This window comes from Marinobacterium litorale DSM 23545 (genome assembly GCF_000428985.1).
Classification (GTDB): domain Bacteria; phylum Pseudomonadota; class Gammaproteobacteria; order Pseudomonadales; family Balneatricaceae; genus Marinobacterium_D; species Marinobacterium_D litorale.
Genome location: NZ_AUAZ01000053.1, coordinates 1 through 11,664 on the forward strand (window position 1 = coordinate 1; position 11,664 = coordinate 11,664).

Sequence of the window (11,664 nt, forward strand, 5' to 3'; positions counted from 1 at the left end):
ATTGGTGCTGATTTCACTGACGATATAGTCGGGTTTGCCCAGAGAAACAGCCAGGGCTGTGGTGTTGTTGGTTTCATCCGACTCGCTGAGTTCACTGTCGGCATCTGCTGCGGCGATCAAGTAATAGTCACCGGCGCTGAGCTGTGCGCCGGAGGGTATTCTGAGTTGTGTCTGCTCTTGATCCAGGGGGTTGGTCCAGGCCAGCGCCGAGATGGCTTGCGCCCCGAGGTAGGTGTCGCGTTCGGTGTCGAGGTCGGCATCTTCAGACAGGTAGAAGCGTACCCGTGATGAAGCGGCATCGGCGGAGCCGATGTTCTTGACGGTGGTGGTGACGGTGAAATATTCGCCGATGCCCAGCTGAGCTTTATCCGAAGTCAGCTCCTGAATGATGAGATCCGGAATATCAATGTAGATCTCGCCGTCCAACGTCCCTGAATAACTGAAGCTCATCTCTTGATGTTCGAGGGCGCCTTGTGAAAACTCTAAATGCCAGTTTCCGCCCAGATCATCACTTCCGGTTAGTCCAGTCGAGGCTTTTATATCGGCCTGCGTATATTCGCTGACTTGTTTTAGTAATTGTACCCCTTCCGGGCTGTCTGCGAGGTTGCAACCGTAAAGAAGCATATCAGCGGACTCTGATAAAGCCGCGCCGATCTGTTGGAATTCGGCCTCGTAGTCTTGTATGGAGTCGCTATTTAATTTGCTATTGCCGAGCAGTAGCTCGCCACTTCTGCCGTGGGATATAAGATGGATTGCATCGATATTTGACCGGTCGCTTAGGTAGTTCGCCAGTTGCTTCAGACCATCTTGGTCCGTATCCAGCAGGAGATAGCCTGCTCCTTGAGGAATTTGCTCCAGAATAGAGTGATAATCACTGACGGATTTATCGATGATATATAGCTGTTGACTCATTCCAGCAGTCTCCGGGTCTCTTTAGTAAGTCGATAGCATGCCGTCTGCCAATGGCTAGACGAGCCTGGACGCTAAAACGATCCGCGATACTGCATGGCTTCGCATCAATCCTGATTGCGTATGGGCTATCCCTGTATGGTTATCTGGGACGGATATTAACCGTCTTTAATGACACACAAAATATATAGTGATTATCCCCTTCGCTCAAGGAGGTTAGGCGGGTAGGCTGGGGGAGAGGATCGGGTGTGTGGAGGCAGGGTGTCTAAATCCACAGTTTATGCTTTTTAAGCTTTGCGCTCGTGTGTCAGCACATCCCGGATAATATCCTGGAGGTTTTTGGTAGGCTGCCAGCCAGTACGCTGCTTTAGTTTCTCAACGTTGCTCGATACCAGCGGGATGTCACTTTTTCGTAATCGTGTTGGATCGAGAGCGTGTCTGATCTCGGCACGGCTCAAGTTTTGAATCTGCGAAATTATATCCTGCATTTGGATAACCTCGCCGGAGGCGATATTGACCGCTTCTCCGTTTTCGAATCTGTCTGAGTGTTCGATCAGTGCGGTGTAAGCGGCGACGATATCACTGACATGGCTGATATCGCGGTGGGCGCTTAGGTCCCCGGTCTGGATTGCTTGTTGCTTGCCTTGCTCGATGGCGACCGCTTGCTGGCAAAAGGTGGGTATAACGTACTCGGTAGACTGTCCAGCCCCGCTGTGGTTAAACGGGCGCGCTCGGATGATTTTTAAATCACTGGTTTGGCTATAGGTATAACACGCCAGGTCCGCAGCCGATTTGCTGGCTGCATAGGGGTTGAGCGGCTGTAGAAGGTCCTCCTCCGAAATCGGGCGGTTCAATTTGAAGCTGGCGCCATAGCAATCGGAGGATCCGGCGTTGATGAATAACATCCCAGGGGTGACTTCCGAGGCACCAGCCAGCAAATTGAGTGTGCCGTTAAGGTTTACTCGCCAGGTAAGTGCTTCTTCGCGGAAGCTAAGCCCGACGTTCGCCTGAGCCGCAAGGTGAATGCAGATGTCTGGTTTGTAACTCTCCAGTAGATAGCGCACCGCCTGACTATTGGTGATGTCCAGCGACTGATAACACCAGGGAAAAGGGGAAGCAGGTTCAGGTGATGAACCTGTCGCCAGTATTTCCGCCTGTGCAAAACGCTTGGTCAGTGCTTCGCACAGGTGGCGTCCCACAAAGCCACTGCCGCCGGTAATCAGGATGCGCGAGGGCGTAAACGTTTCAGTAGTCACGGTTAGGACCGGCTGGATAGTCGTTGAAGATCGGCTTCTACCATCTCCTCTATCATCGATTCGAGAGAGGTTTCCGGTTCCCAACCCAGCTTCTGTTTGGCCTTTTCAGGGTTGCCCAGCAGGATGTCGACTTCGGCGGGGCGGAAAAACGCGGGGTCTATCACCAGGTGTTTTTCCATCTCCAGGCCCAGGCAGTCGAACGCAATCTTGCACATATCTCGCACGGTCGTTGTGCGGCCGGTGGCGATAACAAAGTCGTCGGCGGTTTCCTGCTGTAACATCAGCCACATCGCTTTAACATAGTCACGGGCATGTCCCCAGTCACGCTTGGCATCGATGTTGCCAAGTCGCAACTCTGTTTCCCAGCCAAGCTTTATACGGGCAACACCATCGGTCACCTTGCGGGTAACGAATTCGAGCCCGCGCAGGGGGGATTCATGGTTAAACAGGATGCCGCTGCACGCATAGAGATCAAAGCTCTCCCGATAATTGACCGTCATCCAATGCGCGTAGAGCTTGGCCGCGGCATAGGGGGAGCGAGGATAGAATGGAGTGGTTTCACTCTGCATCGGCTCCTGGATCAGGCCGTACATCTCGGAAGTGGATGCCTGGTAAAAACGGGCCTGAGGACAGATCAGGCGGATCGCCTCCAGAACGTTAGCAGCGCCCATGCCTGTGACCTGTCCGGTCAGAAGTGGTTGGTCCCACGAGGTTTTTACGAAGGACTGAGCACCGAGGTTGTAAACTTCATCCGGCTGAATCTGCTGCATGATACGGATCAGGCTGGAGAGGTCTGTCAGGTCTCCATCGATAAGCTGGACATCCTTGTCGACACCCAGCCACTGCAGGCGCGTTGCACCGCTATCGTTGTTACTGCGGCGCGGAGATAGTCCATAAACCTCGTAGCCCTTGGTTAGGAGTAGCTGGGCCAGGTAGGCTCCATCCTGTCCGGTTATCCCGGTGATCAACGCGCGCTTCGTGCTCATTGCCAATCCATCAATGTTTGTTCGGTGAGTTGTTTGGTCGGTATAAGGCAACCGGCGCCAATTATCGAGTACAGGCCGGTCGACGTCCACCCGTGGCTTTAGGTCCATGGCCTCGGTCGGGGGCTCTATGCTAGCATAGCGGCCGAAATTCTTCCCTTGGTTGCATCTGCCTAATGCGGATGCATCAACGATCTCCCCGGGAGTTGGAAATGGAGAAAAAGAAAACCGATCTTGAAGCGGTGCTGCACGCCTGTCGCTCCAGCTTCATCGGCATTGGTTTGTTCAGCATGTTTATTAACTTGTTGATGCTGACGCCTGCGATTTACATGCTTCAGGTATACGACCGTGTTGTAACCAGCGGTAGCGAGTCCACACTCCTGATGCTTACGCTGGTGATGCTGCTGATGATGACGACCATGGGCGGGCTTGAGTGGGTTCGCTCGCGGATCATGGTTCGAGTCAGTACTAAATTGGACAGTCTTCTGGGGGGGCGCTTTTATGATGCTAGCTTTAAGCAGGCGCTGTATAGCGGCGGTATGCAGGCGTCGGCTCAACCGCTGAGTGACCTGACCGGACTGCGCCAGTTTATGACCGGGAACGGGTTGTTTGCGTTCTTCGACTCGCCATGGGTACCTATCTACATCGGCATTATGTTTATTTTCCACCCATGGTTCGGTTGGGTGGCGATCGCCAGTGTGATCATACTTGCAACAATTGCAGTGATTAACGAAAAAATCACAAGCAAGGTGCTGAAGGAGGCGAACCAGGAACATATGGCCGCCACCCAGTTTACCAATAAAAACCTGCGTAACGCCGAAGTTGTTGAGTCCATGGGGATGCTTGGACGGATCCGGGATCGCTGGCAGGAAAAGAACCGTAAGGTGCTTGCGATGCAGGGAATAGCAAGTGACCGTGCGGGCGTTTTGACTTCAATGTCGAAAACGATCCGGATGATCGTTCAGTCACTGGTGCTGGGTTTGGGGGCGTACTTGGCAATCAGTCAAGAAATCACGCCGGGGTTAATGATTGCAGGCTCAATTCTTTTGGGGCGTGCATTGGCACCAATTGATCAGATGATTGGCGTTTGGAAGCAGTTTGTTGGTGCTCGCGGTCAGTACCAGCGCTTGAATGAGATGCTCAAGAAGATCGGTGAAGATCCTGAGCGAATGTCACTCCCGGTGCCTGAAGGGCATGTGCAGGCTGACAATGTGGTTATCGCCCCGCCGGGTACCCGTACCCCGGTTGTAAAAGGGGTGTCTTTCAACGTTGAGGCGGGTGATATGGTCGGTATCATCGGTCCGAGCGCAGCCGGCAAGACGACTTTGGCCAGGGCGATCTTGGGTATTTGGCCGGCGCTGAGCGGCAAAATCCGTTTGGATAGCGCCGATGTCTTCCAGTGGGACCGAGAAGAGCTCGGTGATCATATCGGTTATCTACCCCAGGATATTGAGCTGTTTGATGGAACTATCAGCGACAATATCGCTCGCTTTGGTGAAGTGGATCCGGATGAGGTCGTGCGGGCCGCCAAACAGGCGGGTGTTCACGAGATGATTCTCCAGTTGCCCGAGGGCTATGATACGGTCATCGGTGCAAGCGGTGGCGTCCTGTCCGGCGGGCAGCGCCAGCGTATTGGGCTCGCCAGAGCTCTCTATGGGTCACCCCGTTTGATTGTACTCGATGAGCCCAATTCGAACTTGGATGATCAGGGCGAGGCTGCTTTGGCTGTGGCGCTTCAATCGATCAAGGAAAGCGGTGCCACCACATTCATAATTACTCACCGGGCCAGTGTCCTGGCCCAGGTGCAGAAACTGATGGTTCTCAAGGAGGGGGCGTTGGTAACGTTCGGTGATCGAGACAAGGTCCTTGCTGAGTTAAATCAGGCTCAGGGTCGCGGTGCTGCCCAGCAATCACCTCAGAGCATCCGTTCCGGGGCTCGGCCTGCTGCTGTATCGCCGGTAAAACCAGCTTAACGGAGTCCCGTCATGAGTTCTGATTCTCTTAAAGCAATTCGCGAAGGTAACTTCGAGCTGGATGTATCCGATAAGCGACCCAAAATCGTGGGTTTGCTTATCCTGTTTTTCACGTTTGGTATTTTCGGGACCTGGGCAACGGTGGCTCCCCTGGATAGCGCAGCGCTCGCGCCTGGGGTGGTAACCGTCAAAAGCTACCGCAAGACTATTCAACACCTTGAAGGTGGAATCGTTGAATCCCTTGAAGTACGGGATGGCGATGTGGTTGAAGAGGGTGATGTGCTGTTAACTCTCGATGCTACTCAGCCTCGTGCAGAGCTCGGAATTGTCAGGGGACAGTTAATTTCGACCCGTGCTCAGGAAGCCCGTTTGCAGGCTGAGCGTGACGAGAAAGACGGTATTCAGTTCCCTGAAACGTTCGACGCACAGGACGAACGTGTTATCGAGGCGGTAAAAAGTGAGCAGCAAGTGTTTGCGGCTCGCCGCAGTTCACATCTCGGTGAAGTGAATGTGCTTGAGCAGCGGGTTACACAGTTGGATGAGCAGATTAAAGGCCTCGAAGCGGTTATCGCCAGTAAGCGCGAGCTGTTGACGTCCTATGAAAGTGAGGTTGACGAGCTCACCGATCTGCTTACCGAGGGGTATGTCGACAAGCAGCGTCTGCGGGAAATGGAGCGCAGCATCTCGCGGCTTAAGGGGGAGATCGCCGAGCACAGATCCTCTATCGCCCAATCGAAAATGCGTCAGGGTGAAACCGAGCTTCAAATTTTGCAGCTTACCAAGGATTACCACACAGAGGTGGTGAATCAGCTGTCTGACGTTCAGGCCAAACTTTTCGATCTGCGTGAACGGAAACGCGCCCTTGAAGATCGCGTTGAAAGAACCGTTGTTCGAGCGCCGGTGGGTGGTATGGTTATTGGTACGAAAATTCATACCGTTGGCGGCGTAGTGCAATCAGGCAGTCCGATTCTGGATATTGTGCCATCCTCTGACTCACTGATCGTGGAGGCTCAGGTGTCGCCCATCGATATTGACCGAGTGTCCGTTGGTAAATTGGCTGATATTCGTTTTAGTGCTTTTAAAAGCGCAACAACGCCGGTGATTGAAGGGCGGGTAACACAGCTCTCAGCGGACCGCTTGGTCAATGAGGAAACAGGGATGCCTTATTACTTGAGCCGGGTGGAGTTAACTGAAGCCGGGCGCGACATGCTTGGAGAGTTGCAGCTCGTACCAGGTATGCCTGCTGAAGTACTGATCAACACTGGCGAGCGGACTCTTCTGCAATACCTGGTGCAGCCCGCAACAAACGCTTTTGCCCGCTCCTTTATCGAGGATTGATAAGTGTGTTTATGAAAGCTAAACCCGCGTACCTATTGTTTGGTCTGTTATCCACGGTCTCTGTCGCGGCAGCGGAACCGGCTGCGGTGGAGGCCGGGGCTTCGGGTTTGCTGGAGCTCTATCAACAGGCGAAAGAAAACGATACCCGTATTTTGGCGGCGGAAGCTAATAAGCGTGCGGGCGAGTACCAGCAGCGCGAGGCTTTGGGGCGGCTGTTGCCTCAGGTCAACGCTGATGCGCGCGGCACTCGGACGCGATATGAGAGTGGGCCATTCAAAACCTACTACTATGGTGAACGCTATTCCTTTTCTGCGCAGCAAGTGCTGTTTGATATACCTGCCTGGCGTAGCTATCAGCGGTTTAAGGCGCTATCCGAGCAGTCTGGCCTGGATGCACAGGACCGGATAGCCGATGCGACAGTAGACTTGGTTCAGCGTTACTTCGAAGTGTTGGCCGCTCAGGACAGTCTGGAGCTGGTTCAGGCTGAGAAACGCGTGGTGTCGCGTAACCTTGAGCGAGTTACAACGTTCTTTGAGAAGCAACTGGCGCCCGTGACCGAAAAGCTAGAAACAGAGGCGCGGTTGGACCGGCTACGTGCGGATGAAATAGAAGCGAGTAATCGGGTGGAAGTTGCCCGAGAGGCCTTGGCGGAGGTGTTGGGCAGGCCTATTTATGAGCAGCTAAAGCGCCTCAAACCTGAGCCGCGTTTGCCGGAGCGTTTTGAGTTGGGAGGGTTCGAACATTGGCGTGATGAAGCCCTGGCTTCCAGCACGCTGATTGCCTCCCGTCAGGCTGCTGTTGAAGCCCAGAGGGCTTCAATGAAACAGGCATCGGGGGGGCATTATCCGACGCTGTCGCTCTCCGTGACCGGACAAAAAAGCAATATTGGTTATGAAAATTCACAAAGTGGACGCACCCAGTCGGGTGTGCTCGCACTCAACCTGAGTGTCCCGATCTACTCCGGTGGTAGCACTGAGGCGCGCTCCGACGCGGAATACGAGCGTTTGGTCGTCGCTCAGCAGGAGCTGGAGGGGGCGCGTCGAGAGGTGCTGAAAGAGGTTCGTACCGCGTATATGAACGCAGGCTCTGCAGTTTCCCGGATAGAAGCGACAAAAGTGGCCCTGCGCTCTTCCGAGCGTGCGCGGGAGGCTGCGGAGAAGAGCTTTACCTATGGTGTGAATAACGTCATTGATGTACTAGACAGAACACGCGAAGAATACAGCGCGAAGCGGGATCTGTTGGAGGCTCAGTACTCTTTTCTGATCAGTCATCTGGTGCTGCAACGGTGGGCTGGTTTGCTGGGAGAAGAGGATATTGTAGCGATTGATGAAACGTTGACCGCCGATGCTGATCCGGTTGCCAGCCGTTAAATTTGAACCGTAAGCAGTTTCGCAGGAAAATAGTCTCAATATCAATACGACGAGTAGCACTCTTTTCGATGAGGCCTTTGGTTTTAATCGGCCAGCGTTGCCTGCTGCATAGCCGAGAATACGACAAGCGTCAGCACTTCAGTTACAGCTTTGTGCTGATGCTGTTGTTCGCTTTTTTTACCGGTTTAATCGGTGCGTTTATAGCTGTCGCGTTGATTGGCCTGGCCAAAGAGGTGTGGGATCACTTTTACGGGTCAGGCTTCTGCTGGATCGATATGGCCGCCAATAGCCTGGGCATGGGTGTGGCGGCCGCTTTTGTCAGTACGCTGCAATACTTTCTGTAGCGATGGCGCTATCGTGTGATGGTGCGCTAGGTGGTCTGCTCTTCGCGCATGACGCAGTAGATGCGAAACCCGTAGATGGTCACCAGTACGCCCAGAAAATCGATTACCACTGAGAACAGTGACATCATCATAAGCTGATCCGCAAATGCACGGCTGATCATCACGTTGGCCAGGAACAGTACTCCCATCAGCAGCGCCAGCCCCTGGAAAAGCAACCAGAAGTAATCGGATGTTAGCTCCCAGCTTCCTTTCATGGCACTGAAGGGGCCTTTGCGTTCCAAAACGCAGGCGTAATCGGCAACGGCAAAGCGAACACCGAAATAGATCCCGGGCACCACAAGTACCATCAGGCCGATGGAAACGGCAATGGCGTTAAGGATGTAGGTAATCAGCAGGCGCCCCCAGCTGCTGGCGCTGCTGAGGATCGCCGTAAGCGGGTGAACCGGTCGCTGGTCGATTACCGACTGCAGGTAGATGATGGTGCCCCCCAGATAAAAAGGCAGGAGCGCCAGCCGCAGCATCGCCACGAACCCCGCATTCATCTGTGCTTCCGGATTTTCAGTATCGATGAGGCTGCCAATGAGCATATGATTGGCAATGGCGAGCACAATCAAAAAAGGCAGCTGTATCGCCGCGAGCGACAACAGGTGCTGACGAAAGAAAAACAGGGTCTGACGCAGATAGTCGAAGGCCATAACACTCCCGGTTAACGTGGCTGCTTCAAGGTGATCAGTTTAAAGTGCCCATTATCAGCATGGGTGTGAACCTGCGCAAATCTGTTGTGCGCTTTACGCTCCAGCGGAATGTGCTGATTAACGACGAAACATGCGGTCCCGGCCGGTTTTAGCAGGCGTTGCGTCTGTTGCAGAAAACGGTCGGTCAGGTCGCCTTCAATACTGAAACCGGCGTGAAAGGGCGGATTGCATAAAATAATGTCGAACGCGCCCTGTACGCAATCGCCCGCGTCGCTGGCTATAACACGGGCGTTGCTGAACCCGCGCTGCTCCAGATTAGCCCGGCAGGCTGCAAGTGCGGCTGCGTTGTTATCCGTGCAGACCAGTTCGGTATCCTTGCCGCAGGCGTTAAGTGCCAGATAACCAAAGCCACAGCCCAGATCGAGCGTCGACTGATGTAGAGGCAGTGCTTGATTGAGCATCCCGGGTAGCGCTTCAATCAGGTAGGCGCTGCCGCGGTCTATTTTGTTCCAGCCAAAAAGCCCGGGCTTGGTCAGGTACCCGGGGCTATCATCCCGGGTTGGGAGCAGTGCTCTAAGGTCATTGTAGTGCTGGTCGTCAAGCGGCTCTCCCGGCTCGCTTTGGATAAGCGTTGCGGTCCAGACGTTGCCTTGTTTGCGCTCTGTACGTTCTCCCCCAAGGCGCATCTGGGCTTTGCGAGCATAAGTCTTGATACCGTCGTTTTTCTCGCCGACAAGAATTAGCTCTCCCCCGGGGCGAAGCACGCGCGCCGATTCATTAATCAGATGGTGAACGACCGCTTTCTCTTTGGAGACGCGGTAAAAGATCTGGTCGATCGTTGCGGATTCCAGACGGGACAAGTCGAAATCGGAGAACTGTGCATTCCAGCCGTGCTCGCCGAGTGCCCGTACCCGATCGAAACGATTGCCGACCACCAGCATCTCACTCAGGGCGGGAATCGCCGGGGGTGAAATGTTTTCATCGACCAGCCAGAGGTCTTGACCGTGGGACTGGCGCAGCAGTGCTTCAAGCACCGCCTGAGAGGGATCCTGTGCCATTAAATACTTGCTATCTCAGCATCGGTGAGGGGGCGATACTCGCCGGGAAACAGGTCTTCATCCAGCTCGATTGAGCCGATACTCTCCCGGTGCAGTGACAGTACCCGATTGCCCAGCGCTGCAAACATGCGCTTGACCTGGTGATAACGTCCCTCATGAACGACCACGCGGGCTTCGCAAGTGCCGAGCAGCTTCAGGTCTGCGGGTTTGGTCGGGAAGTGTTCGCCGTTGAGCATAATGCCTTTTTTGAATGCGATCACCGCATCCTCAGGAATCGGGTCTGCGGTCGTGACCGTGTACACTTTATCCGTTTTATGCCGGGGCGAGGTTGCCCGGTGAGACCATTTGCCGTCATCGGTCAGCAGTACGAGGCCGGTGGCATCAATGTCCAGCCGCCCGGCGATATGCAGCTCCTCGGCGCGTGGTAGTTCCACCAACGCCAGAACCGTCGGGTGGGTCGGATCATCGGCTGCACACACCACGCCCTCCGGCTTGTTCATCATCAGGTATCGAGGCTGGGGGTGCTCCATCGGTCGCTCATCCAGCGTGACCTGGTCTGCCTCGGTAACGTGCCGGGAAGGATCACGCTCCCGCTCGCCGTTCACACGAACTTCATCGGCATGAAGCAAACGTTTGACCTCTTTACGGGATAAGCCGGTGGATTTGGCGAGATATTTGTCCAGTCGCATGATGATCCGCAGTTGGTTAAAGGCGCCATTATAACGAAGAGTGCTTCACATTCTTAGATCCTGACCGCTTTGATAGGGTAAAATAGTCGCCCGTTCCATCCGTGAGGTTTACCGTGAAGCTGTTCGTCGAAAATCTGACCCATGTCGATTTCTCCTTTATACACCCCAAACGAGGATTGTTGGGGGAGTCCTGGGCCGTGAACCTGATGCTTGATGGGACACTGGATGCGCAGGGGATGATCTGTGACTTCGGCCTGGTGAAAAAGAGGGTCAAGCAGTGGTTGGATACCTACCTGGATCACTGCCTGGTTGTGGCGCGCTCCACGCCGGGCCTGACGTTGATGGAAGAGTCTGACAGAACGCGGGTGAACTGGGTGTATCCTCAGGGCGGTGAGTTGACCTGTGATTCGCCGGCTCAGGCGATCGCGCTGTTGGATGTGGAAGCGATTGAACCCGGCCCCGTGGCCAACTGGTGTCGAGAGCAGCTGCTGGGCCTGTTTCCCGAACAGGTGCAGGGGCTCACTCTTGAGTTTGTCCCTGAGCCGATCGAAGGTGCGTTCTATCACTACAGTCACGGTCTTCAGGCCCATGAGGGCAACTGTCAGCGGATTGCTCATGGCCATCGCTCACGTATACAGGTTCTGCGTAATGGCGCGCGCGATGAACGGCTCGAGGCGCTTTGGGCAGAACGGTTCCGGGATATCTATATCGGTACCCGCGCCCATCGGCAGGAGGCAGGCGGCGTTCATCACTACGCCTATAGTGCGCCTCAGGGGGCGTTTAAGCTGAGCCTGCCCGCGCGCTGCTGCTATGATATAGAGACTGAATCGACGGTGGAGCAGATCGCCGCGCATATAGCGCAGCAGCTTAAAGCGGAGTTCCCTGACGAAGTGTTTGAGGTGCGGGCGTTTGAGGGAATCGGTAAGGGCGCCGTCGCCTGACCTGACTCCAAGCTATGACAAAAGCAAAAAAGGCGACCCGGTAACCGGTCGCCTTTTTGTTTTGTGCGCCAGGCATGGCGCGTAGCGCCTTGACGGGCGCTGTTCCGA

General features: G+C 54.7%; 11 protein-coding genes. 5 read left to right on the forward strand and 6 right to left on the reverse strand.

Going from position 1 to position 11,664, the window contains the following annotated elements; all coding sequences use genetic code 11:
* From G403_RS24060 to gmd, 3 genes are all read right to left on the reverse strand, one after another.
* Positions 1 to 912, reverse strand: a 912-nt coding sequence (locus tag G403_RS24060; protein ID WP_036234798.1) for a DUF4347 domain-containing protein, incomplete at its 3' end; no start/stop codon positions are given.
* A 284-nt stretch (positions 913 to 1,196) separates the two neighbouring features.
* Positions 1,197 to 2,165, reverse strand: a complete 969-nt coding sequence (locus tag G403_RS0119910) for a GDP-mannose 4,6-dehydratase (protein ID WP_027855548.1) — start codon at positions 2,163 to 2,165, stop codon at positions 1,197 to 1,199.
* Between the two features lie 2 nt (positions 2,166 to 2,167).
* The gene (gmd, locus tag G403_RS0119915) at positions 2,168 to 3,151 is read right to left on the reverse strand and encodes a GDP-mannose 4,6-dehydratase (protein ID WP_027855549.1); all 984 of its coding nucleotides are present in this window, start codon (positions 3,149 to 3,151) and stop codon (positions 2,168 to 2,170) included.
* Positions 3,152 to 3,360: 209 nt separating this feature from the next.
* On the opposite strand from gmd, the gene G403_RS0119920 reads away from it, so the two are divergent.
* The 4 genes from G403_RS0119920 (at position 3,361) to G403_RS24065 (ending at position 8,173) form a co-directional block, all read left to right on the forward strand.
* A complete protein-coding gene (locus G403_RS0119920; protein ID WP_027855550.1) occupies positions 3,361 to 5,121 on the forward strand; it encodes a type I secretion system permease/ATPase in 1,761 nt (586 codons plus the stop codon).
* A 12-nt stretch (positions 5,122 to 5,133) separates the two neighbouring features.
* Entirely contained in the window at positions 5,134 to 6,459 is a 1,326-nt protein-coding gene (locus G403_RS0119925; protein ID WP_051299332.1) for an HlyD family type I secretion periplasmic adaptor subunit, read from the forward strand.
* An 11-nt stretch (positions 6,460 to 6,470) separates the two neighbouring features.
* Positions 6,471 to 7,829 (forward strand): TolC family outer membrane protein, encoded by a 1,359-nt coding sequence (locus tag G403_RS0119930; protein WP_027855552.1) that lies wholly within the window; start codon positions 6,471 to 6,473, stop codon positions 7,827 to 7,829.
* 68 nt (positions 7,830 to 7,897) lie between these two features.
* Positions 7,898 to 8,173 carry a hypothetical protein gene (locus tag G403_RS24065; RefSeq protein ID WP_156899749.1) on the forward strand — a complete coding sequence of 92 codons (276 nt, stop codon included), beginning with the start codon at positions 7,898 to 7,900 and terminating at the stop codon, positions 8,171 to 8,173.
* A gap of 26 nt (positions 8,174 to 8,199) precedes the next feature.
* Here the strand turns inward: G403_RS24065 and G403_RS0119940 are convergent, their stop codons facing one another.
* The 3 genes from G403_RS0119940 to rsuA are packed head-to-tail and all read right to left on the reverse strand — an operon-like array spanning position 8,200 to position 10,615.
* Complete coding sequence (locus G403_RS0119940) at positions 8,200 to 8,868, reverse strand: YciC family protein (RefSeq protein WP_027855554.1); 669 nt, start codon at positions 8,866 to 8,868, stop codon at positions 8,200 to 8,202.
* 11 nt (positions 8,869 to 8,879) lie between these two features.
* Positions 8,880 to 9,926 carry a methyltransferase gene (locus tag G403_RS0119945; RefSeq protein WP_051299334.1) on the reverse strand — a complete coding sequence of 349 codons (1,047 nt, stop codon included), beginning with the start codon at positions 9,924 to 9,926 and terminating at the stop codon, positions 8,880 to 8,882.
* Positions 9,926 to 10,615, reverse strand: a complete 690-nt coding sequence (rsuA, locus tag G403_RS0119950) for a 16S rRNA pseudouridine(516) synthase RsuA (RefSeq protein ID WP_027855556.1) — start codon at positions 10,613 to 10,615, stop codon at positions 9,926 to 9,928. The genes G403_RS0119945 and rsuA overlap by 1 nt, the downstream gene beginning before the upstream one ends.
* 113 nt (positions 10,616 to 10,728) lie before the next feature.
* Here rsuA and G403_RS0119955 point away from each other — a divergent pair, with 113 nt between their 5' ends.
* Positions 10,729 to 11,556, forward strand: coding sequence for a 6-carboxytetrahydropterin synthase (locus tag G403_RS0119955; RefSeq protein ID WP_027855557.1), 828 nt, complete (start codon positions 10,729 to 10,731; stop codon positions 11,554 to 11,556).
* The last annotated feature ends 108 nt before the right edge of the window (positions 11,557 to 11,664 follow it).